The organism is Pseudomonas sp. AC247 (assembly GCF_979258015.1).
Genome location: NZ_OZ409829.1, coordinates 863,032 through 886,100, shown reverse-complemented (window position 1 = coordinate 886,100; position 23,069 = coordinate 863,032). Strand labels below are relative to the sequence as shown.

Genomic DNA, 23,069 nt, shown 5'->3' with positions numbered 1-23,069 from the left:
GAGCAGGCTCACTCCTACAGGTTTAGCGCTGAACACATATGTTGTGTACGACAAAAATCCTGTAGGAGTGAGCCTGCTCGCGATGGCCGTTACGCCATTTTCACGCCTGGCGTCAGGGCCGATGGCAACACCAGGCTCGGCGTTTCCAGCGACGCTACCGGGTACGCGCAGTAATCCGCCGCGTAATAAGCGCTGGCGCGATGGTTGCCCGAGGCACCGACGCCACCAAACGGCGCGCTGCTCGCAGCACCGGTCAGCTGTTTGTTCCAGTTGACGATGCCGGCACGGCTTTCCAGCCAGAACTGCTGATAACGCGCTTCGGAATCCGACAACAGACCAGCGGCCAGGCCATAAGCCGTGTCGTTCGCCTCAGCGATCGCCGCTTCGAAATCAACGTAGCGGATCACTTGCAGCAACGGGCCGAACAGTTCCTCGTCCGGACGCTCGGCAACCGCTGTCACATCAACGATGCCCGGGGTCAGCAACGCAGCTTGTGCTTGCGGCTGAGTCATTTCCAGCAGCGACACCGCGCCGTTGGCCAGCAGATGTTCTTGAGCGTCCATCAGCGCTTTCGCCGCGCCGAGGGAAATCACCGAGCCCATAAACGGCGCCGGCTGTTGATCGAATGCGCCAACCTCAATGGTCGCGCTGACTTCAACCAGACGCTTCAACAGGCTGTCGCCCCACGCGCCTTGCGGCACCAGCAGGCGACGGGCACAGGTGCAACGCTGACCGGCAGATATGAATGCCGACTGAATAATCGTGTAAACCGCTGCATCCAGATCCGCGACCTGATCGACCACCAGCGGATTGTTACCACCCATCTCCAGCGCCAGAATCTTGTCCGGACGACCGGCAAATTGCTGGTGCAGATGATTGCCCGTACGGCTCGAACCGGTGAAGAACAGACCGTCGATGCCCGGGTTCGCCGCCAGCGCGATGCCGGTTTCGCGCGCGCCTTGCAGCAGGTTCAACACGCCTGCCGGCAGACCGGCTTCGATCCAGCACTTGACCGTCAGCTCGGCGACTTTAGGGGTCAGTTCACTTGGTTTGAACAGCACGCTGTTACCCGCCAGCAATGCCGGAACAATGTGGCCGTTCGGCAAATGGCCAGGGAAATTGTAAGGACCAAACACCGCGACCACGCCATGCGGCTTGTGGCGCAGCACGGCGGTGGCGTCACCCAACGGGCCGCTCTTCTCGCCGGTCCGCTCGTGGTAGCTCTGCACCGAAATCGCGATCTTGTTGACCATGCTGGTCACTTCGGTCGCCGATTCCCACAGCGGTTTACCGGTCTCTTCACCGATGGTGCGAGCCAGTTCGTCAGCGTGATTTTTCAGCGCGGCGGCGAATGCCTCAAGCACAGCGATGCGTTCGTCCAGCGAGCGACGCGCCCAATCCGGAAACGCCTGACGCGCAGCCTGCACAGCCGATTCAACCTGAGCAGCGGTGGCGCCCTCCCCCGACCACAGCACTTGCTGGGTCACCGGGTTCAGCGATTGAAACGCTTCGCCCTGACCGGCCAGCCACTCACCTGCGATGTATAGCGAATTCATTATTTCGACTCCCGTGCAGCGGACAACGCCACGGCGCGCACTTGATCGCCAGCGTTGAGTTGAAGACGTTTGGCAGTCTGCGGATCAACCACCAAAGTACCGGCAGCGAGACGCGCCGGCGCAGCCGTGATGCGGCAGTCTTCGCGCTTGCGGTTATGGATGATGAACGGCGTGGCGTCGTCGCCCGGCGTACCCACGGCCAATACCAGCGCTTCACTGTCACGCACCGCGCGGATCTTGCCGGTTTCGCATTCGATGGCCGGACCTGCGTCGAAGATGTCGACGTAACCCTGATAGCTGAAACCTTCACCCTTGAGCATCGCCAAGGCCGGCTCGGTGTCCGGATGGACCTGACCGATGACGCTACGCGCGCCTTCGGACAGGAAGCAGGTGTACAGCGGAAATTTCGGCATCAGCTCAGCGATGAACGCCTTGTTGCCTACGCCGGTGAGGTAATCGGCCTGGCTGAATTCCATCTTGAAGAAGTGACGACCGAGGCTTTCCCAGAACGGCGAACGGCCGGCGTCATCGGAGACACCGCGCATTTCGGCGATGATCTTGTTGCCGAACAGTTCAGGGAACTCTGCGATGAACAGCATCCGCGCCTTCGACAGCATGCGGCCGTTCAGACCGCTGCGGTAATCGGCGTGCAGGAACAGCGAGCACAGCTCGGAATTACCGGTAAGGTCGTTGGCGAGAAACAGCGTCGGGATCTCGCGGTAGATGTTCAGTTCTTGCGAAGCGCTGACGGTGAGGCCGACACGGAAGTTGTACCAAGGCTCACGCATGCCGACAGCGCCTGCGATGGCGGAAATCCCCACCACGCGGCCGTCATCGTCTTCGAGCACGAACAGGTAGTCCGCATCACCACGGCCAGCTTCGCCGCGAAAAGTCTTCTCGGCCCAGCCGACCCGATGGGCCAGACGTTCTTCGTTGGCCGGCAAAGTCGTGAGGCCGGTGCCGGTGCTGCGGGCCAGGTCGATCAGCGCGGCTAAATCGCTGCTGCGTACGGGACGAACAATCATGCTATCTCCTCAAACGGGCCGCCTTCGCCACCCGTGAAACTCGCTAAGGCGTTAAACCGCCACCAGGCGCACGCTGGCACCTTCACCGACGCCCAAGGCTTCGGCCGCTTCCAGATCCAGAGTCACCGGTTTGCCCGGCGCGTAATCCAGTTCCAGCAGCACCGCGCGGTAATCCTGCAACTGCGCGTTCGCCACCAGATACTGGCGCCCGGCACCTTTAACCGGCTCGCCGATCTTCACTGGCACTACACGGCTCTGGGCGATCGAACGGATCCCCGAAACACGCGCATGCAGGGTCGGGCCACCGTCGAAAATGTCGATGTAGTGATCGGTCTCGAAGCCTTCGCGCATCAGGATGTCGAAGGTGATCTGCGCACGCGGGTGCACTTGGCCCATCGCCTCTTGGGCGGAGTCCGGCAGCAGCGGCACGTAGATCGGGTAATGCGGCATCAGCTCGGCGAGGAACGTGCGGCTTTTCAGCCCGCACAGACGCTCGGCAGCGGCGTAATTGAGGTCGAAGAAATTGCGACCGATCGCATCCCAGAATGGCGAGTCGCCATTCTCATCGCTGTAACCAACGATCTCGGTCACCACCGAGTCAGCGAAACGCTCGGGATGGCTGGCGACGAACAGCAGACGACCACGGGAGTTAAGCTCGGACCATGGCGAACCGACCAGCTCGCGCTGCACGTAGAAACTGGTCAGCAAGCTGTTGCCGGTCAGGTCGTGGCACTGCGAGAGCACGTGAATTTTGTTGTGGATCTTCAGCTCGCGCGAAGCGTGCACAAAGGTCTCGTTACGGAAGCTGTAGAACGGCTCTGAGTAACCGGCGGACGCGACAATCGCCGAGCAGCCAACCAGTTTGCCGGTGGTGGATTCTTCGAGGACGAAGAAATAGCTCTCTTCACCGTTGAAGCTCACTTCGGCGGAGAACGACGCTTCGCTCGCGGCAATCTTGTCGCTCAGACGTTCCACGTCATCCGGCAAGGAAGTGACACCAATCGGGCTGTCCGCAGCCAGACGCTGTACCTCGCCCAGATCAGCCATTTGCGCGGGGCGCATCACCAGCATGGTGTCACTCCTTTTCTCTTATCAATTCACAGAAGAAATAACCGGGCCTACATGGAGATCAATGTAGGAGTGAGCCTGCTCGCGATTGCGGTCTGTCAGAAACCAATGAGTCGACTGACATACCGCAATCGCGAGCAGGCTCACTCCTACAGTTGATCTGGTCCGGCATAAAATTTTGATCGACGCCTGAAAAGCTCCAGGCGCCGAAAGGTCTATCAGGCTTGTGTCAGTGCTGCAGCAGCGCGCTCGAAACGATCCAAACCGGCATCGATATCGGCGTCTTCGACCACCAGGCTCGGGGCGAAACGGATCACGTCCGGGCCGGCTTGCAGAATCATCAGGCCTTCTTTTTCAGCGGCGTTGAAGATGTCTTTGGCCTTGCCTTTCCAGGCATCGCTCAGCACGCAACCGATCAGCAGACCGAGACCACGCACCTGAGTGAACAGGCCATATTTCTCGCCGATCTGCTCGAGGCGCGCCTTGAACTTGTCGTGCTTGGCGTTTACGCCGTTCAACACTTCAGGCGTGTTGATCACATCGATCACCGCTTCCGCGACCGCGCACGCCAGCGGGTTGCCGCCGTAAGTGGTGCCGTGGGTGCCGACAACCAGATGTTTGGCCAGCGCTTCGGTGGTCAGCATCGCCGCGATCGGGAAACCGCCGCCCAGGCTCTTGGCGCTGGTGAGGATGTCCGGAGTCACGCCGTAATGCTGGTAGGCGAACAGCTTGCCGCTGCGGCCCATGCCGGTTTGCACTTCGTCGAACACCAGCAGCGCGTTGTTCGCGTCGCAGAGTTCGCGGGCACCTTGCAGGTACGCCAATTCGGCTGGCAGCACGCCGCCTTCACCTTGAATCGGTTCCAGCACGACCGCACAGGTCTTGTCGGAAACCGCCGCTTTCAGCGCGGCCAGGTCGTTGTAAGGCACGTGGGTGATGCCGGTGATTTTCGGGCCGAAACCGTCGGAGTACTTCGACTGACCACCGACGTTAACGGTGAACAACGTACGGCCGTGGAAGCTGTTCAGCGCGGCAATGATTTCGTATTTCTCAGTGCCGAAACGGTCAAACGCCACACGACGGGCCAGCTTGAACGCGGCCTCGTTGGCTTCAGCGCCGGAGTTGCAGAAGAACACGCGCTCGGCGAACGTGGCGTCGATCAGCTTGTGCGCCAGGCGCAGGGCTGGCTCGTTGGTGAACACGTTGGACACGTGCCACAACTTGTTCGCTTGCTCGGTCAATGCACCGACCAGCGCCGGGTGCGCATGGCCCAATACGTTAACGGCAATCCCGCCGGCGAAGTCGATCAGCTCGCGGCCGGCCTGATCCCAGACACGGGAACCGGCGCCACGCACCGGAATGAAAGCGGCAGGCGCGTAGTTGGGAACCATTACCTGGTCGAAATCGGCGCGTTGTACCGCAGCGTGCTCAACGGACATCGGAGTCTCCTGATGAGAAGCACTCGCCTGAAACTGGCGAGCTTGGTGAGGATTGTAAGGACAGTTTTCAGCCCGGCCTTGCCGCCAAGCGACAACTTCTTATAGCGCAAACCCCGGATTTTCCCGGGTTTACGGCAATGCGACATATAGCGTCGCAAAGGCGCAGTTTAAACTGCCCAAGGGGATCTGCGGTGGCTCGACGGTAATTGATCGAGGAATTCAATGTGCGGTAACTATGTACCGCACATGACAAATATTTTTCTGCTTTGCTGGGCGCTCTCCGCACGCTAATGGATGAGCGCATGAACCTGCCACAACCGCTGCAACCTGCCGCCCGCCTCGATACTTTCTATACCGAGCACAACGACACGCACTTTCTGCCGTTACACCGAGCCGCGCCTGATTGGCTGGCGAACGCTTCGGCGTTTCGACGCCATGCCCTGCGACGCGCAATCCCCCGTCATGAGCCCCTGCTGGCGGCTTCCGCACGTCAGCACCACGCCCGGTTAGGTGTGCTGAATGCCCAGCACTGGGCGGCACAGAACCAGGTGGATCACCTGCTGACCAACCTCAAGGACGTCGAAGCCTTCGCTGCGCCGTTACTGGCAGCGGCGATCAAGGATCAATGCGGCCTGATACTCGACGTCAAAAGCACGTTCGTGCGCCTCTACATTCCAGTCACGAACCCTTGGTTTGGCTTCTCTACCGGCGCCAGCCGAATCTGGACGCTGTCCGTGCTAGACGCCGCACTGCGCAACTTCGAAAGCCATGAAACCGAAACGGATGCTTTTGACTCCGATTCCTGCTTCATCACCCAGCCAGACGATCGCGAACAATTTGAAATCCTCGCGGATATCAGCCAGGCACTGTCGATAAACACCTTCATCAAACTGTGCCGAAGCCTCGATCTCGGTGCGCAATACCAACAACATTTGCAACAACATCTAGGCATCGACCAGCCCAATCTGGCGGCCACGCTGCGCTTGCATGTCGAAGTCAGCCAAAAGGCTGCACTGAAATCGGCGCTGATCTACGCCCGAATGAACAACGACATACAGGAAGATCTGTATCGCCTCATTGGTGGTTTGATCGACGGCCTGCAAGGCATGCGGCTGGATGGCGAAACAGTGCGCGGTCACAGCCTGTCGCTGCTGTCTTCGCAACTGCACGGCATCATTGTGTTTGCGCCGGATCTGCACACCAGCGAGCGCGTCACCCGGCTGGTTGCTTATGTGCCGAACGACCCCGAACACCCGATCAAGGAATACACCTCCAGCGCTGCATTCGCCGCCGAACTGACACGCCAGTTGCGCCAAAACGACTACCAGCATTTTTTCAGTCAATTCATTGCTCACAGCGAGCGCGGTCGCTTCTTCTCCACGCTCAAAGCACGCCTCACGCACATTGAGTATTTCGCGCACCAACCGGGTGATCCACGACCCGCCTGGCGCGAAGTCACGGTGGAAAAACCCGACCTGCAATTCCACGCCGACGTCATTCATTCATTGCTATGGCAATACCAATTCGAGAATGCGTTGAACAAGATACTCAACGACGGACAAAGCCTAGCCGTGCCCACAGCATTGGTGGATCAGCAGGCACGCTGGGCTTTCTGGGACTCGCTGATGAGCATCGCTACAACGTTGCTGACCGTCGCTGCGTTCGTGGCCACGCCGTTCGTGCCGTTTCTGGGTGAACTGATGCTCGGCTACATGGCTTATCAGTTCCTTGACGAGACCTTCGAAGGCATTGTCGAGTGGGCACAGGGGCAGCGCACCGAAGCCTTTCTGCATCTGATGGATGCGCTGGAATCGATTGTGCAATTCGGCATATTCGCCGCCGGCGGCATGCTGGTCGCCGGCGAGTTTCGCAACCTGCTGCCGCCGCATGTCGTGCGCTTCATTGACCGCTTCAAACCCGTTACCGCACCGAACGGAAAAACACTCTACTGGAAACCCGATCTAGCCCCCTACGAACAAGGTATTTCGCTGACCAAAGACTCCCTGCCGGATCAACACGGCTTGCATCAGATCGATGGAAAACTGCTGCTGCCACTGGACGACAAAGTGTTTGCGGTGAGATCCGATCCGGGCGCCAGAGGTTTTCGCATCGACCACCCGACACGCGCCGATGCTTACCCGCCGATGCTTGAACACTTCCACACCGGCACCTGGCAAACCGAGCTTGATCGCCCGCTCACCTGGTCCAGCGACAAACTGCTGCGACGCATTGGCCACACGGTCGACAGCCTGTCACCCAGCGAACTGGAGCAGGCGCTCGCCAGCAGCGGCTATCACGAAGATGTCCTGCGCAAATTTCACGCGCAACACGAGCCGCTTCCGCCGCTGCTTGAGGACACCCTCAAGCGCTTCACCCTCGACAAGCAGATTCGCAATTTCATCGATCAGATGAACAGCCCTCACGCAGCAGAATTTGCACAAGCCGAACCGATCACTCAACTGCAATTGCTCACCGAACATTGCCCGTGGCCGGAGACTAAAAGCCTGCGTTTGCTTGATCTGCAGGGCGAGACACTATGGAAAAGCAGCCGCCCGCAATTGCCAGCGATTGAACTGAGCCTTTCCCCGTCAGGATCAGGCGATTTGCTTGCCAATCTACTGGCGAAACTCGACGAGGGCGAACTCAAGATACTTCTCAGAGAGGAGCCCGGTCTTCCTCCCAGAGGTCTTACGGTGCGAGCTCAGGCGTTGAGAAAAACCCTGGCGAACATCGCCGCCGAACGCCGAAACATCCTGTTCGAAGCACGTTATCGAGCGGCTGAACACATCACCGACGCAGCGGCGCACAAGCTCATCGACACAACGCCCGGCCTGCCCACCAGCGTCGCCCGGGAAATACTGCGCACGGCAACGGGCAAAGAGCGTCAGCAACTCAAACAAATGCCGGTTCCCAAGCGCCTCGTGCAACTGGCTCGCTGGGCCTTGGAGGACGTTCGCGCTGCTCGCGCTTTTGAGGGTTTGTACCTGGAATCAATCAACCCGCTGGACACCCAGCGCCTGTCCTTGCATTCAATGGAACGTCTGCATGGCTGGCCGAAAAATTTGCGCATCGACGTTCGCGACTACGGCATTCACGGCACGCTGCGCGACAGCATTGGCCCGACCGATACCACTCTCCACAAAACCATGGTGTTGCTCGAAGACGGTCAGTACCAGGCTTTCGACGAACAGGATCAACCGTTGTCGGCGGCCCTCGATTTCTACAATGCTGCATTGCAAGCCTTGCCAGACCACGCGCGCGATGCGCTGGGCATCCACATCGGAGCAGGTGCAAAACTCAAGCAAGCCATCCGTGATCACGCCCTGCCCCGCGATGAGCTGAAAAATATCCTGCTGCTGCATCGCGAACTAAAGCCCCTCTATAACCCGCAGATCATGCGCTTGCCGGGAGGAAACGGTACCTACCGACGATTCAATCCAATCGCACCGCCCTTGGAACAACTGGCGATGACGCTCAACCCAGCGTTCACATTCGAGCAGTTGCAGGCGTTCATGCAAAGACTGGCCATACACCCCGCCGGGCCACTCGCCGAGTTGTCGCGCCTGACTGCCGAACTCGCGAAACTGCGTGTCGACCTGCACACCTGGACCGCGCAAACACCGACGCAACATCCCTTGACCGGTATGCGCTTCGACGCAGAAGCCTTTGTCGAGGCCAAAAATGATCGTCGGGTATTCAAGGAAACGCTGCTGAGTTGCTGGCTCGAACGCACAACGTTCAACGAGGCCGATCCTCACGCGCGAACATCGCTGATTTTTGCCCACCCCGTCATCGGCGAGTTTCCAGCACTCACCGCAGACTTCAGCCATGTCACCCATCTTTCGCTGGAAGGTAGCAATGCCGCTCAAGGCACTGACGCTTTCCTGCACCTGTTTCCCAGACTGCAGCAACTGGAAATCCGCAGCTTCAATCTTGCACGACTGCCCCAAGCCCTCGACGCCATGCCACATCTGCACCAACTGATCCTTGCTGAATGCGGCATCAGCCTCGATGACGTCGCGGTAGAGAGGCTGAACAAACTCACCTCGCTCGGCGCATTGGATCTTTACGGCAATCCCCTGGGACGCACACCCGATATCACAGCCATGACCGAACTGACCTACATCGACCTGGCCGATACCAGCATCAGCCATCTGCCGAACGGGTTGTCGAATCATCCGCGGCTGAGCACCGGTATTTTCAGCAACAACCAGATCAGCGAAATACCGCCGGAGTTTTTTCATTACCCACCGGAAACCACGTCCGGTTTCGAGTTTGCTCACAACCCTGTTTCACGCGCTACACGTGACCGGATCAGAGCGCACTTTCATCAGCATGGACAGACCCTGGGAGTGCTCAGTGAGCCGGTCGACATTGCTCGAACAAGACAGATTTACTCGCTGTTCAATGTCAAAGAAGCGAGCCAGTTTTTCTACCGCTTACCCGGCCTTACGGAGGACGCCCGACTCGAACTGACCCGACTGGAGAACGAATACTCGACGCTGCAAAGCGACTTGGCTGCATGGACTGGCAACATCCCCGACATCAACCCGTTCACGCACAGCCCTTTCACCGCCCAGGAACTGGCAGAAGAACAGTCTGCACGGGATGAATTCAAGACGCTGGTCGAGGAATGCTGGCGCAGGGAAAGCGAGTTCGACGAACTCGGTGAACAGGGCGAAACGCTGTACGAGCTTAATTTGCCGACCACCATCATCGGCGAGTTACCCCTACTGACGGCGGACTTCAGTCACGTATCGACCTTGACGCTGCTCAGCGAAGACGGTGCGACAACAGGCGCCAATCAATTCCTCAACCATTTCCCCAAGCTCAGAACGCTGAACATCCGCGAGTTCTCACTCGGCGACATTCCCCAGGCAATCTTCAAAATGGGTGATCTGACCGCGCTGTACCTGACTGAATGCAACATCAGTCTAAACGCACACGACGTCGCGGCTTTGGGCGAAATGGTCAATCTGGAATTGCTCGACTTGAGCTACAACCCCTTGGGGCTGGCGCCGGACCTGCGACAACTGACCTTGCTCACGGATCTGATCCTCAACAACGCCGGCATCAGTGAACTCCCCGATGGCCTGTTCCAGCTCAAGGATTTGCTCAAGGCTGATTTAAGTGAAAACCACATCAGCGCAATGCCCAGCGATATTCTCGAACTCCCCGGAGAGATCGCTGAGGCGATCAATTTACGCGGCAACCCGTTCGACGCGCAGAGCCAGTTCATCCTTCGCGCCTACTTCAACAAGCACGGCATGGACTTTGGCATCGAAAGCACGATCAACGAGGCAGAGATGGAGGTTTCATCGTCCGACGGATCGGAAGTCGACGAGTAGGTTTCGCCGACTGACGCGCGGCGATCACCCGCGCTCTGACGGCACCGACGACAATTCGAACGGGCTGCTGCTGCGTCGCTGGTTGCGATCTTCCCGCGGCGTGGCGCCGAAGAAATTGCGATAGGCGCTGGAGAAATGCGGCCCCGAGGAGAAGCCACACGACAGGCCGATCTGGATGATCGACTTGCTGGTTTGCATCAACATCTGCCGGGCCTTGTTCAGGCGCAGTTCCAGGTAGTACTGGCTCGGCACACGGTTGAGGTATTGCTTGAAGATGCGCTCCAACTGTCGACGGGACACGCACACATGCTGGGCGATTTCGTCGGTGGTCAGCGGCTCTTCGATGTTGGCTTCCATCAGCAACACCGCCTGGGTGAGCTTCGGATGGCTGGAGCCGAGACGGTTCTGCAACGGGATGCGCTGGCGCTCGCCACCCTCGCGGATGCGCTCGACCACCAGTTCTTCGGAAACGGCGCCGGCCAGTTCCGCACCGTGATCGCGGGCCAGTACCGCCAGCAACAGATCAAGCACAGACATGCCGCCGCACGCGGTCAGGCGATCGCGATCCCAGTCGAACAGGTGACTGGTGGCGATGACTTTCGGGAAGCGCTCGGCGAAATCGTCCTGCCAACGCCAGTGCACGGCAGCGCGATAACCGTCGAGCAAACCAAGTTGCGCCAACGGATAAACACCAGCGGACAGACCGCCGATGACCGTACCGGCACGCACCAATTGCTTGAGCGCACTGCTGAGCGCCGGGGCCAGCGTGGTCGGCGGCTCATCGGCGAGCAGGAACAGTTTCTGGAAGTTTTCGAGCTTGCCGGCCCACGCTTCACCGGGCAGTTGCCAGGCGCCTTCGGCCGGAGGTTCTGCTTGCAGGAACGACAGTTCGTAAACCACGTCCGGGTGCACCCGCTGAGCAACACGCAAGGCTTCCTCCGCCAGCGCCAGCGTCAACGCTTTAGTGCTGGGCCAAATCAGGAAACCAATTCGATGGGCAGTCATGGGCGGGCAATCCGAAGCGAAGAACAGTGATGAAGGCATGAGCCAATGCTAGCCCGTAAATGAACACAAATCTTGAGCCTGACGCAGATCCACCATCGGAATGAAATGCCTTTCCCATGTAGGAGCTGACGAGTGAAACGAGGCTGCGATCTTTTGACCCTCAAAAACAGATCAAAAGATCGCAGCCTTCGGCAGCTCCTACAGTGGATTGGAGCCAGCCTTCAGGTTGCGAAGCATGCACTATTCCGGTGCATACCGGCAGCCCTGAATTACTTGAGACTGCCCGAGAGGAATTGTTGCAAACGTTCCGATTGCGGATTCACCAGCACTTCGCGCGGGTTGCCGCTTTCTTCCACCACACCTTTGTGCAGGAACACCAACTGGTTCGACACTTCACGGGCAAAGCCCATTTCATGGGTCACCACAACCATGGTGCGACCTTCCTGAGCCAGCGCTTGCATGACTTTCAGCACGTCGCCCACCAGTTCCGGATCGAGGGCCGAGGTCGGTTCGTCGAACAGCATCACCTCAGGCTCCATCGCCAGCGCACGGGCAATCGCCACACGCTGCTGTTCGCCACCGGACATGTGCCCAGGGAACGCGTCTTTACGATGGGCCACGCCGACCTTGTTCAGGTAGTGCTCGGCTTTCTCACGGGCTTCGGCCTTGGACACGCCAAGGACGTGAACCGGCGCTTCCATGATGTTTTCCAGCGCAGTCATGTGCGACCACAGGTTGAAATGCTGGAACACCATCGACAGGCGCGAACGCATGCGTTGCAGCTGCTTCGGATCAGCGGCTTTCAGCGCGCCGTCCTTGTTCGCCACCAGTTTCAGCTCTTCGTTGTTGAGCAGAATCTTGCCCGCGTGCGGCTGCTCGAGCAGGTTGATGCAGCGCAGGAAAGTACTTTTGCCGGAGCCACTGGAGCCGATGATGCTGATCACATCGCCAGCTGCCGCTTTCAGGGACACGCCCTTGAGCACTTCGTGACTGCCATAGCGTTTATGCAGGTCTTGGACTTCAAGTTTGTACATGCGGTCGGTTCTCACAAAAACAGTCAGTCAGTCGTTGAGCAAGCGCCCGTGACGCAGCGCTTCGCGCCCCGCCACCTTGGCCAGCCAGAAACCGGGTTGGGCATAACGCAGCCGTTCAATGGCAAACAGCACCCCGGAGGTACCAGCACACACCGTGCTGACCCGATCGGACACAGGATCAATCACTTCAAAAATCTCGTCGCCCGCCTCGACCCACTCGCCGGGCTTGCGCAGAAAACTCACCACGCCAGGGTGCGGCGCGAGGAGCAATTCGGTGCCTTCGAACGGCATGCCTTCACAGGCTTCGTGCGCAGGATTCGGCCACTCGCCGGTGATCAAACCTTGCTCGGCGAGGAACGCCAGAATGCCTTCAGCATACGCCTCGGCCTCAGCGCGACCGGTGTCGGCCTGACCGCCCAGCTCAATCGTCGTCGCCAGGCACGCCAGCGGAATCTGCGCATCAGGAAACTGCCGTGACAGACGCAACCACGGCAACGAGCACGCCTCATCGAACGAGCTGCCGCCGGAATCTTCCGCGAGCAAACCCACGCGCACATTCAGGTGCGCAGCCAGCGAACGCCACTGCGGCCAATGCTGCGGCAACGCGTACATGTGCAACGCGGCTTCGGCATCGCAGTGCAGATCAAGCACCACATCGGCGCTGCAGGCATGGCTGAGCAACACGCGCTGCATGCCTTGCAACTGGCTGCTCGCCTCCGGCAATGCGGCGAGATGGTCGGCCATCGCCTGACGGATCAGGCGCACATTGGCGTGCGGATCATCACCGAGACTGTCAGCCAAAGCGGCCGCAACCGGCGCGCTCAGCTCAACGAAATCACGGTTGAAATTCTTGCCGCTGCCCGCCTCGAAACGGCCTTGGTGATTGCCTTGCAGCAACTGCCCGAGACCCAACGGGTTGGCGACCGGCACCAGTTCGATGACCCCATTGAGCAAGCCTTTGGCTTCGAGTTCGCCGAGGCGCTTTTTCAGCTCCCAGGCGGTGCGCATGCCCGGCAATTCATCAGCGTGCAGGCTGGCCTGAATGTAAGCCTTGCGCTCGCCATGCCCGAAGCGAAACACCGAAATCTTGCGCTCGCTGCCCAGATGGCTCCACGGCAATACGTGGTCGATGCGTTCCATATCAGTGCTTCCGCGGCGCGAGGTAGCTCAACCAGCGACGCTCGGCCAACTTGAACAGCTTGACCAGAATGAACGTCAGGCAGAGGTAGAAAACGCCAGCGGTGATGTACGCCTCGAACGGCAGATAGTACTGCGCGTTGACGGTACGGGCCGCGCCGGTAATGTCGATCAAGGTCACGATGGACGCCAGACTGGTGGTCTGCAGCATCATGATCACTTCGTTGCTGTACTGCGGCAGTGCCCGGCGCAGGGCCGATGGCAGCAGGATGCGCTTGTACAATTTAAAGCGCGACATGCCCATGGCCTTGGCCGCTTCGATCTCACCATTCGGCGTGGCCTTGAGGCTGCCGGCGATGATTTCAGCGGTATAGGCGCTGGTGTTGACCGCAAAGGCCAGGCACGCGCAGAACGTTGCGCTGGACAGCCATGGCCACAAGAAGCTTTCGCGTACCGCTTCAAACTGGGCCAGACCGTAGTAGATCAGAAACAGTTGTACCAGCATCGGCGTGCCACGGATCACGTAGGTGTAAAGCCACGCGGCGCCGTTGACCACCGGGTTCTTCGAGACGCGCATCAACCCCAGCGGCAGGGCCGCGAGCAAACCGAAAAACAGCGACAGCGCGAGCAGTTTGAGGGTGGTCAGCAGGCCGCCGAGGTACAGCGGCAGGGCCTCCCAAATGACGTTGTAGTCGAAGATCATAGATCAGCCGCCCTTACGCCTACCGAGTAGCGCTTCTCAAGTTGACGCAGGATCAGCAACGAAACACTGGTAATCACCAGGTACATCGCCGCCACTGCGAGGAAGAAGGTGAAAGGCTCGCGGGTGGCATCTGCCGCCTGCTTGGCCTTGAACATCATGTCTTGCAGACCGACCACGGAAATCAGCGCGGTGGCCTTGGTCAGTACCAGCCAGTTGTTGGTGAAGCCCGGAATCGCCAGGCGAATCATCTGCGGCACCATCACCCGGAAGAACACCTGAAAACTGCTCATGCCGTACGCCATGCCCGCTTCTGCCTGGCCCTTCGGAATCGCCATGAACGCGCCACGGAAGGTTTCCGACAGGTACGCACCGAAGATGAAACCGAGAGTGCCGATGCCGGCGGCCAGCGGGTTCAGGTCGATGTAGTCGTCATAGCCGAGCATCGGTGCCACGCGGTTGAGCAAGTCCTGACCGCCGTAGAAGATCAGCAGGATCAGCACCAGATCGGGAATCCCGCGAATCACCGTGGAATACAGATCGCCCAGCCAGGCCAGCCAGCGCACCGGCGACAGGCGCAACGCGACACCGATCAGCCCGAGAACGATGGCCAGAGCCATGGACGACAAGGCGAGCTGAAGCGTCAGCCATGCGCCATCGAGGATGACAGCCCCGTAGCCTTTCAACATGATTCAGGTCCTCGAAAGTTGGGATGAAAAAATGGCGCAAACCGCAGAGATCCTGTTGCTTGCGCCATTTCGGACTTGTCGCAGAGACGTGTTACTTGCCGTAGATATCGAAGGCGAAGTACTTGTCCTGGATTGCTTTGTATTTGCCGTTTTCACGGATGGCCGCGATGGCAGCGTTGATCTTGTCTTTCAGGGCGTCGCCCTTACGCACTGCGATGCCTACGCCGTCGCCGAAGTATTTGACGTCGGTGAACGCAGGACCGACGAACGCGAAGCCTTTACCGGCGTCGGTTTTCAGGAAACCGTCGTCCAGCAGGGTTGCGTCAGCCACGGTACCGTCGAGACGACCGGCAGCCACGTCGAGGTAGATTTCGTTCTGCGAGCCGTACGGCTTGATCTCTGCACCCAGTGGCGCGAGGACTTCGCGGGCGAAACGTTCGTGGATCGAACCACGTTGTACGCCGATGTTCTTGCCTTTCAGCTCGCTCAGGTTTTCGCTGACCTGAGTGCCGGCCTTCATGACCAGACGTGCCGGGGTGTTGTAGTACTTGTTGGTGAAGTCGACCGACTTCTTGCGATCTTCAGTGATCGACATCGACGACAGGATCGCGTCGATCTTGCGCACTTTCAGTGCCGGGATCAGACCGTCGAACTCTTGCTCGACCCACACACACTTGACCTGCATCTGCTCGCACAGAGCGTTGCCGATGTCGTAGTCGAAACCAACGATGCTGCCGTCCGGCGCTTTCGAAGCGAACGGAGGGTAAGCCGCTTCGATACCGATCTTCAGAGGTTTTTCGTCAGCGAAGGCATTCAGCGACAGCACGGACAGTGCCAGGGCGCCAAGCAGCACAAGTTTCTTCATCTTGGGACTCCATCGGTAAAGGGCAAAAACGGCAGAGTGAGCGACAGCCCAATATGCGAATGGGTGAATCGGGAAATCGGTTGCTGCATCGGTGGGAAGTTTCCCATTGAAACCATCGCAGGTTTCAACGTCAGCCACGATGAGCGAGTGATCGGCATTCTAACGACAGGCCGGAAGCCGATATTTCTTCAATGCGACAACTAATTACAGATGCACAGAGAAAGCGACTTTGGCACATTGACAGCCCCGCAATTTCATGCAAGAGCGAAAGACAGTGAACCGATCTATGCTGCAAATTGCGGGCCTATTATTCGCAAACCCTTCTAATCCGGCAAGCGCAGCGTTGTGTCTTATTTTTCACTGGTGGTTTGGAGGCTCTAAAACGGGGCGATGCGTTTCCCAACGCCCCGCTCCGGGGCGGGCGGTTACACATTCGGTTACGTGGAAGGCGGCGGGTAACAGTGGGAAACGGCTTACGGCGCAGGTCGATAATTATTGGTTGGGTGGTTTCGGTTTCTGGCAGTGGGCTACACCGGTGCCTGACAGATTGCTATCGCGAGCAGGCTCACTCCTACAGTTGATCGCATTTCTGCAGGTGGAATGCGATCCCTGTAGGAGTGAGCCCTCGCGATGAGGCCCACCCAGCCACCACAAATCCACCAGACATAAAAAAGCCCCACCCGGCATTCACCGGACAGGGCTCCTATGCATCTACCGCTTAAGCCACATTCATCGTCTTGTGCGTATCAATCAAATGCTGCACCACACCCGGATCCGCCAGCGTCGAGATATCCCCCAACCCGTCGTATTCCGCCGTGGCAATCTTGCGCAGAATGCGGCGCATGATCTTGCCCGAACGCGTCTTCGGCAGCCCCGGTGCCCACTGGATCACGTCCGGCGAAGCAATCGGCCCGATCTCCTTACGCACCCAGTTCTTCAGCTCCAGACGCAATTGCTCGGTCGGCTCCTCGCCATTCTTCAACGTGACATAGACATAAATGCCCTGCCCTTTGATGTCATGCGGAACCCCAACCACCGCTGCCTCAGCGACTTTCGGATGCGCAACCATCGCGCTCTCGATCTCCGCCGTGCCCATACGGTGGCCGGACACGTTGAGTACGTCATCGACACGCCCGGTGATCCAGTAGTAACCATCGGCATCACGGCGCGCGCCGTCACCGGTGAAATACATGCCACGGAAGGTCTTGAAATAGGTATCGACGAAACGATCGTGATCGCCGTACAGCGTGCGCGCCTGACCTGGCCACGAATCGAGAATCACCAGATTACCCTCAGCCTCGCCCTCAATGATGTTACCGAGGTTGTCGACCAGCGCCGGCACCACACCGAAGAACGGACGCGCCGCCGAACCCGGCTTCAGCGCGTGAGCGCCCGGCAGCGGGCTCATCATGTTGCCGCCAGTCTCGGTCTGCCACCAGGTATCAACGATCGGGCAACGCGACTTGCCGACATTCTTGTAGTACCAATCCCAGGCTTCCGGGTTGATCGGCTCGCCGACCGAACCGAGCAGACGCAGGCTGCTGCCATCCGCGCCTTCAACCGCAGCCTGACCCGAGGCCATCATCGCGCGGATCGCGGTCGGTGCGGTGTAGAGGATGTTGACCTTGTGCTTGTCGACGATCTTCGCCACCCGGGTGATGTCCGGATAGTTCGGCACGCCTTCGAACAGCAGCGTGGTCGCGCCATTGGCCAGCGGGCCGTAGACGATGTAGCTGTGGCCGGTGACCCAGCCGACGTCGGCGGTGCACCAGTAAACTTCACCCGGACGGTAGTCGAACACGCGCTCGTGGGTCATTGCCGCATACAGCAGATAACCGCCGGTGGTGTGTTGCACGCCCTTCGGCTTGCCAGTGGAGCCGGAGGTATAAAGGATGAACAGCGCTTCTTCCGCGCCCATCTCTTTCGGCGCGCAAACGGTGCCCGCCACTTTCATCAGGTCTTCGTACCAGATGTCGCGATGCTGGTTCCACTTGATGTCGCCACCGGTGCGCTTGCAGACGATGACTTTCTGAATGCTGCTGGTTTCCGGGTTGGTCAGCGCGTCGTCGACGTTGGCCTTGAGGGAAATCTTCTTGCCGGCACGGATGCCTTCGTCAGCGGTGATCACCACTTTCGATTTGCAGTCGATGATGCGACCGGCCAGGGCTTCCGGCGAGAAACCACCGAACACCACCGAGTGAATCGCGCCGATCCGGGTGCAGGCCAGCATGGCGACCACGGCTTCGGGAATCATCGGCATATAAATGGTCACCACGTCGCCGCGGTGCACGTCCTGACCACGCAGGGCGTTGGCCAGCTTGCACACTTGTTCGTGCAGTTCGCGGTAGGTGATGTTGCGGCTTTCGGAAGGATCGTCGCCTTCCCAGATGATCGCGACTTGATCGCCGCGCTCGGCCAGATGACGGTCGAGGCAGTTGTAGGAAACGTTCAGGGTGCCGTCGGCAAACCACTTGATGTCGACATGGTGATCGTCGAACGACGTCTGTTTCACCGTGGTGAAAGGCTTGATCCAGTCGAGACGCTGAGCTTGCTCGCGCCAGAAACCGTCAGGGTTGACGACCGACTGCTGGTACATGGCTTTGTAGGTCGCCTCGTCAGTCAGCGTGTTAGCCAGAACCTCGGGACGAACGGGATACAGAGAAGCCGCACTCATCTTTCCTACCTCGGTGTAATAGTTGTTTTTGTATGACCCCGTTGTAGCCGGGCCGGCCCCATAGAACCATTCGACGATGGTAGTAACAACCCCTCCCCCACCCACACACCCCCGTAGGAGCTGCCGAAGGCTGCGATCTTTTGACTTTGATCTTTAGGTGCAAGATCAAAAGATCGCAGCCTTCGGCAGCTCCTACAGGGGATTGAGGTGGATTTGGGGGATTGTTACCAAATCTGCCAAAGGTGTTTATCAAAACCCGCTCTGTTTACCCCCGCCCCAACTCCCTAAAATTCACCTCGCCAACAAGGCAACCGCGATTAACAACGATACAGCCCCCACGAAGGCCGTTAATCCAGCTCTCAAGTAACAACCGCAAACGATGAAGTTCCACACGCAACCCTAAAAAGGTTGCGTGACCCCACTCGACCTCAAAAAGGTAAATTTGAAATGAAAGCTTTATTGGTTCTGGCCCTCAGCAGTCTGTGCGCAACCGCCATGGCAGATGAGGTCCCGACTGATGTCGCACAGCAACAACCAGTGATCGAGGAATACACTTACTCCACTCACCTGGACATCGCCAACGTCGTATCGATGAGTGAAATTCCGAACGTCTGCGAAGTAGTACCGGCAAAAATGGAATACGACGACTCCAAAGGCCAGCGTCACATCCTGCGTTACAGCGTCATGGGCAACGGCTGCACCAATTGATGATTCGAGACTGCACCGAATTGGATCTCTCAGCGCTTCATTGAGGGTCGATTCCAGCCCGACTTCGGTCGGGCTCAGTTGTGTCTGGAGTCGTGCAAAAGGCTTGCAAAACACAAGATATAGTGAAAAACGCGGTTTTTTGCTCATTTCTTGAGCAACCAAACACCGACGAAAAAATTAATCAAAAAAAATTCTCACGGGCCAACATCCGCGAAAGCCCTGTAAACCCTCGCTCCGACTCAAATCGCCCTCCCGCTCGACCGCCCTGCGCGCTTTCGCCCTCCCCCACGAGCACAATTTTTTCCCTATAATGCCGCCCTAATCGGGTCAGCAATATTCCCTTACAGGGATCAAAAGCCATTCTGAAGCCCCGCAGCAGTGTCCAACACTGATTGCGCCCGTCAGAGGCTCTCGGAAACCCGTACAAAATTCTGTTTGATGCCTGCGTTTAGCTGCTGCAAAGAACGATTCCTTTAGATCCAACGCGGTCTGTACGACCGTGTGAAAAACCAACCAATCAGGTTTCACACGGGCGACAGGCCCTCACGCAGGAGACGACACGTCATGCTGAGCTGGGACGAATTCGACAAAGAAGACAGTGAAGTAGCAACCGTGAAAGGCGCCAACGCCGGCCACGCTACTGAAGCCAACATGGACCGCCTCGACAACGCCGGCGGTGCCGCCGCGATCGAAGCCCGCGCCGTGACCGCCGACGACTCGGCCGCTGTCGCCCGCGCCAAGGCTGCACTGAACTCCCTCGACGTCGCCGAAGGCCTCGCCGAACTCGAAGGCGCCTCCGCCCGTGTCGCCGTTGACGAAAAGCGCATGATCAACTGCCGCGCCGACCTCAACCAACTCGTGCCATTCAAGTACGACTGGGCCTGGCAGAAATATCTGGATGGTTGCGCAAACCACTGGATGCCGCAAGAAGTCAACATGACCGCCGACATCGCCCTCTGGAAAGACCCGGAAGGCCTGACCGACGACGAGCGCCGCATCGTCATGCGCAACCTCGGCTTCTTCTCCACCGCCGACTCCCTGGTTGCCAACAACCTGGTACTGGCCGTGTACCGCCTGATCACCAACCCGGAATGCCGCCAGTACATCCTGCGCCAGGCTTTCGAAGAGGCGATCCACACCCACGCCTACCAGTACTGCATCGAATCGCTGGCCATGGATGAAGGCGAAATCTTCAACATGTACCACGAGATCCCATCGGTCGCGAAAAAAGCCGCCTGGGGCCTGAAATACACCCGCTCGATCTCCGATCCGAAGTTCGAAACCGGCACCCCGGACACCGACAAAGAACTGCTGCGCAACCTGATCGCCTACTACTGCGTTCTGGAAGGCATCTTCTTCTACTGCGGCTTCACCCAAATCCTCTCCATGGGCCGCCGCAACAAAATGACCGGCGTCGCCGAGCAGTTCCAATACATCCTGCGCGACGAATCCATGCACCTGAACTTCGGCATCGACGTGATCAACCAGATCAAAATCGAAAACCCGCATTTGTGGGATGCTGAGATGAAGGAAGAAGCGACCCAGATGATTCTGCAGGGTACGCAGCTGGAGATCGAATACGCGCGTGACACCATGCCTCGCGGGGTGTTGGGTATGAACGCGGCGATGATGGAGGATTATCTGAAGTTCATCGCTAACCGTCGTTTGTCGCAGATTGGTTTGAAGGAAGAGTATCCGGGGACGACTAACCCGTTCCCTTGGATGAGCGAGATTATGGACTTGAAGAAAGAGAAGAATTTCTTTGAGACTCGCGTGATCGAATACCAAACTGGTGGTGCGTTGAGCTGGGACTAATAGTCTCGCTTGGCACGATTTGACGATTGCTGCCTGAGTCGGCGAGTCGAGAAAGCAAAAAGCCCCGATCTGATCGGGGCTTTTTTATGGGCGATTGGTAATCATATTTACGCCTACGTCACAGCGTTCAATCTCCTACAGCACTTACAGTCGCTTCCCATTGAAGCCTGCCACGAGCACTACTAAGCTCTATCGCAGGTGCCTAAGAAACGCCCAACGTAGAAAGCTTGGTCAGTGACACAGACGCGTAATTCGTCGGTGGCAACTGCTCTGCTCGTTGGGATTTCATAAGTCCGCTCTACGTTGGGGTCAGGCCCTCCCAATCCATAACGTAGAGGTCATTAATATGTCTGATCCATGCTCGGTAACCGTCTTCTCTCGCCACAATCTTTTTTTACATGCCCTTCTATGGGAAAACCAGCCTTGGTTTTCCGCCCGCGATGTCGGCCGCTTGATTGGTTTTCATCTGAATGACCGGGTGGTCAATAAGCTAGATAGCGATCAACGCCGCATTATGTGGATTGAGTACTTTCGAGAACCAGAACAGCATCTGATGCTCAGTGAATCCGGGGTGTATGCGCTGCTGGTCTATCACTACGTTCCGGGGAATCGGTTGTTGCGTGAGTGGTTGACCAATGAGGTAGTGCCAACCTTGCGGGATGCTGCAGATTCAGGAGATTCGAATCGGCCAATGTTGAGCTTGTTGGATTGGCCGGAGATGTCTTTGAGTTTGCTGCATTGGCAGGATGAGGGCTGGATTCGGCTAAGGGATATGCCTTATCTATTAAATGAACCGACCAAACGAGAGATGAAAGCAGCCAAGCCATGGTGGCAAAGACTACTACTGTCGAAACAGTCAATCAGCTGACGAGACCGCGTATTGAAAGATCAGATGCACAGCCTCATCTGTAGGATTTTTCCTGGACACCTATGAAGGCCACTACGTATCGTTCGAGGAATTTCAAGCCTCGGACGATTTATGGATACTGTGATTGGCATCAACGCTTGGAGCGAAGAGGAGATTGAGGCAACGGTAGAAGCCTACTTTCAGATGCTTTTAAGCGAAAAAAGTGGCCAACCTATGAATAAGGCGCATGTAAATCGTGTACTGCGTGAGGGCCCTCTATCCGGCCGGACGAAGGGCTCAATCGAGTTCCGCATGCAAAATATTTCTACTGTATTTGAGCAGTTAGGCATACAACGAATTTCGGGCTATAAACCCTCGAACAATATCGGCGCCAATGTAAGCAACAGCATTCGCAACGCTGTCGTGCGATTAACTGAATTTGACATATCTAAATTAGGCCCAGAGTGGTTCGAAAGGCAAAAGAGCTCTTTTCTATTCAATTATCTAACGACACATTCGTCGGAAGCCATTCGAACAACCAAAGAACTTAGCGCCGAAGCATCCGACCTTGATTCCTATGCGGAAAACCAATCCGAAACGCTCGCTAACCGGTCAAAACTAGAAGAGGAAATAGTTAGCGTCATCGAGCGAGGCGGAAAAGTTACTGAGCTCTCTGTTGAAGCTCATCGATATCTAACTGTATTCCTTAGTTTTTTCTGGGAAAAATTACAGAAATTTCTTAATATCGTTGCATTGATAGCACTAATCACCACTTATCAAAACAATATAGACGCTTCAAAAACCTCTGAAGAAATACGCTCATCCGTTCGGGCACTCTCAAAAGGCCAAAGAGCTTTCCTCCAAGGTCAGAGCATTGTAACTGGCCATGAAGTAATCCTTAGAAAAGAACCCAACAAAAACTCAGCCGAACTGACCCGTTTAGAGAAGGGAGTTTGGATAGAAAATTTAGAAGGTGATACATCTGACTGGATCCATGTCAGAGCAGAAGTTAACGATGAACATATCGATGGTTGGATATATAGAAGCTATTTAGTAAAAATTTAAATTATCAGACTCACAGTGCTCACGCTAACGCCTATTGCAACGGTGCTCGCCCTCATCCTAGGAGGACGCGAATGAAAAATCCTCCAGTGGCGTA

General features: G+C 57.5%; 16 protein-coding genes. 5 read left to right on the top strand and 11 right to left on the bottom strand.

All coding sequences use genetic code 11. The features are described 5' to 3' along the window. Nucleotides 1-89 precede the first annotated feature (89 nt). From astD to ACZZ0B_RS04205, 4 genes are all read right to left on the bottom strand, one after another. Entirely contained in the window at nt 90-1,559 is a 1,470-nt protein-coding gene (gene astD, locus ACZZ0B_RS04220; protein ID WP_463546909.1) for a succinylglutamate-semialdehyde dehydrogenase, read from the bottom strand. Then, the gene (gene astA, locus ACZZ0B_RS04215; RefSeq protein WP_008077921.1) at nt 1,556-2,581 is read right to left on the bottom strand and encodes an arginine N-succinyltransferase; all 1,026 of its coding nucleotides are present in this window, start codon (nt 2,579-2,581) and stop codon (nt 1,556-1,558) included. The genes astD and astA overlap by 4 nt, the downstream gene beginning before the upstream one ends. A gap of 51 nt (nt 2,582-2,632) precedes the next feature. Further along, nucleotides 2,633-3,652 carry an arginine/ornithine succinyltransferase subunit alpha gene (aruF, locus tag ACZZ0B_RS04210; RefSeq protein ID WP_008077922.1) on the bottom strand — a complete coding sequence of 340 codons (1,020 nt, stop codon included), beginning with the start codon at nt 3,650-3,652 and terminating at the stop codon, nt 2,633-2,635. Between the two features lie 215 nt (nt 3,653-3,867). Further along, nucleotides 3,868-5,088: an aspartate aminotransferase family protein gene (locus tag ACZZ0B_RS04205; protein ID WP_008077923.1), complete on the bottom strand. Its 1,221-nt coding sequence runs from the start codon at nt 5,086-5,088 to the stop codon at nt 3,868-3,870. A 302-nt stretch (nt 5,089-5,390) separates the two neighbouring features. On the opposite strand from ACZZ0B_RS04205, the gene ACZZ0B_RS04200 reads away from it, so the two are divergent. Further along, nucleotides 5,391-10,436: a dermonecrotic toxin domain-containing protein gene (locus tag ACZZ0B_RS04200; protein WP_463544439.1), complete on the top strand. Its 5,046-nt coding sequence runs from the start codon at nt 5,391-5,393 to the stop codon at nt 10,434-10,436. Between the two features lie 24 nt (nt 10,437-10,460). On the opposite strand, the gene argR is transcribed toward ACZZ0B_RS04200, so the two are convergent. The 7 genes from argR to acs all read right to left on the bottom strand — a co-directional run bounded on the left by argR (nt 10,461) and on the right by acs (nt 18,540). After that, complete coding sequence (argR, locus tag ACZZ0B_RS04195) at nt 10,461-11,441, bottom strand: transcriptional regulator ArgR (protein WP_440094736.1); 981 nt, start codon at nt 11,439-11,441, stop codon at nt 10,461-10,463. Nucleotides 11,442-11,710: 269 nt separating this feature from the next. Then, nucleotides 11,711-12,475, bottom strand: coding sequence for an ABC transporter ATP-binding protein (locus tag ACZZ0B_RS04190; RefSeq protein ID WP_003227281.1), 765 nt, complete (start codon nt 12,473-12,475; stop codon nt 11,711-11,713). A gap of 27 nt (nt 12,476-12,502) precedes the next feature. Then, nucleotides 12,503-13,615 carry a M14 family metallopeptidase gene (locus tag ACZZ0B_RS04185; RefSeq protein WP_463544438.1) on the bottom strand — a complete coding sequence of 371 codons (1,113 nt, stop codon included), beginning with the start codon at nt 13,613-13,615 and terminating at the stop codon, nt 12,503-12,505. Nucleotide 13,616: 1 nt separating this feature from the next. Next, nucleotides 13,617-14,315 carry an ABC transporter permease gene (locus ACZZ0B_RS04180; protein WP_008077928.1) on the bottom strand — a complete coding sequence of 233 codons (699 nt, stop codon included), beginning with the start codon at nt 14,313-14,315 and terminating at the stop codon, nt 13,617-13,619. Next, nucleotides 14,312-15,001, bottom strand: a complete 690-nt coding sequence (locus ACZZ0B_RS04175) for an ABC transporter permease (protein ID WP_007912702.1) — start codon at nt 14,999-15,001, stop codon at nt 14,312-14,314. The genes ACZZ0B_RS04180 and ACZZ0B_RS04175 overlap by 4 nt, the downstream gene beginning before the upstream one ends. Before the next feature lie 91 nt (nt 15,002-15,092). Continuing rightward, nucleotides 15,093-15,866, bottom strand: coding sequence for an ABC transporter substrate-binding protein (locus ACZZ0B_RS04170; protein WP_158833097.1), 774 nt, complete (start codon nt 15,864-15,866; stop codon nt 15,093-15,095). A 718-nt stretch (nt 15,867-16,584) separates the two neighbouring features. Next, nucleotides 16,585-18,540, bottom strand: coding sequence for an acetate--CoA ligase (gene acs, locus ACZZ0B_RS04165; RefSeq protein ID WP_034153332.1), 1,956 nt, complete (start codon nt 18,538-18,540; stop codon nt 16,585-16,587). A 447-nt stretch (nt 18,541-18,987) separates the two neighbouring features. Between acs and ACZZ0B_RS04160 the strand changes: the two genes are divergently transcribed. From ACZZ0B_RS04160 to ACZZ0B_RS04145, 4 genes are all read left to right on the top strand, one after another. Beyond that, a complete protein-coding gene (locus ACZZ0B_RS04160; RefSeq protein ID WP_008084846.1) occupies nt 18,988-19,248 on the top strand; it encodes a DUF2790 domain-containing protein in 261 nt (86 codons plus the stop codon). 564 nt (nt 19,249-19,812) lie between these two features. Then, the gene (locus ACZZ0B_RS04155; RefSeq protein ID WP_008084848.1) at nt 19,813-21,063 is read left to right on the top strand and encodes a ribonucleotide-diphosphate reductase subunit beta; all 1,251 of its coding nucleotides are present in this window, start codon (nt 19,813-19,815) and stop codon (nt 21,061-21,063) included. A 346-nt stretch (nt 21,064-21,409) separates the two neighbouring features. Then, nucleotides 21,410-21,931, top strand: coding sequence for a BRO-N domain-containing protein (locus ACZZ0B_RS04150; protein ID WP_463544437.1), 522 nt, complete (start codon nt 21,410-21,412; stop codon nt 21,929-21,931). Between the two features lie 111 nt (nt 21,932-22,042). Further along, nucleotides 22,043-22,975: an SH3 domain-containing protein gene (locus ACZZ0B_RS04145; RefSeq protein WP_463544436.1), complete on the top strand. Its 933-nt coding sequence runs from the start codon at nt 22,043-22,045 to the stop codon at nt 22,973-22,975. Nucleotides 22,976-23,069: the final 94 nt, after the last annotated feature.

Coding starts and splice junctions, on each gene's coding strand:
- astA (WP_008077921.1), bottom strand. CDS start 2,581: ATGATTGTTCGTCCCGTACGCAGCAGCGATTTAGCCGCGCTGATCGAC.
- aruF (WP_008077922.1), bottom strand. CDS start 3,652: ATGCTGGTGATGCGCCCCGCGCAAATGGCTGATCTGGGCGAGGTACAG.
- ACZZ0B_RS04205 (WP_008077923.1), bottom strand. CDS start 5,088: ATGTCCGTTGAGCACGCTGCGGTACAACGCGCCGATTTCGACCAGGTA.
- ACZZ0B_RS04200 (WP_463544439.1), top strand. CDS start 5,391: ATGAACCTGCCACAACCGCTGCAACCTGCCGCCCGCCTCGATACTTTC.
- argR (WP_440094736.1), bottom strand. CDS start 11,441: ATGACTGCCCATCGAATTGGTTTCCTGATTTGGCCCAGCACTAAAGCG.
- ACZZ0B_RS04190 (WP_003227281.1), bottom strand. CDS start 12,475: ATGTACAAACTTGAAGTCCAAGACCTGCATAAACGCTATGGCAGTCAC.
- ACZZ0B_RS04185 (WP_463544438.1), bottom strand. CDS start 13,615: ATGGAACGCATCGACCACGTATTGCCGTGGAGCCATCTGGGCAGCGAG.
- ACZZ0B_RS04180 (WP_008077928.1), bottom strand. CDS start 14,315: ATGATCTTCGACTACAACGTCATTTGGGAGGCCCTGCCGCTGTACCTC.
- ACZZ0B_RS04175 (WP_007912702.1), bottom strand. CDS start 15,001: ATGTTGAAAGGCTACGGGGCTGTCATCCTCGATGGCGCATGGCTGACG.
- ACZZ0B_RS04170 (WP_158833097.1), bottom strand. CDS start 15,866: ATGAAGAAACTTGTGCTGCTTGGCGCCCTGGCACTGTCCGTGCTGTCG.
- acs (WP_034153332.1), bottom strand. CDS start 18,540: ATGAGTGCGGCTTCTCTGTATCCCGTTCGTCCCGAGGTTCTGGCTAAC.
- ACZZ0B_RS04160 (WP_008084846.1), top strand. CDS start 18,988: ATGAAAGCTTTATTGGTTCTGGCCCTCAGCAGTCTGTGCGCAACCGCC.
- ACZZ0B_RS04155 (WP_008084848.1), top strand. CDS start 19,813: ATGCTGAGCTGGGACGAATTCGACAAAGAAGACAGTGAAGTAGCAACC.
- ACZZ0B_RS04150 (WP_463544437.1), top strand. CDS start 21,410: ATGTCTGATCCATGCTCGGTAACCGTCTTCTCTCGCCACAATCTTTTT.
- ACZZ0B_RS04145 (WP_463544436.1), top strand. CDS start 22,043: ATGGATACTGTGATTGGCATCAACGCTTGGAGCGAAGAGGAGATTGAG.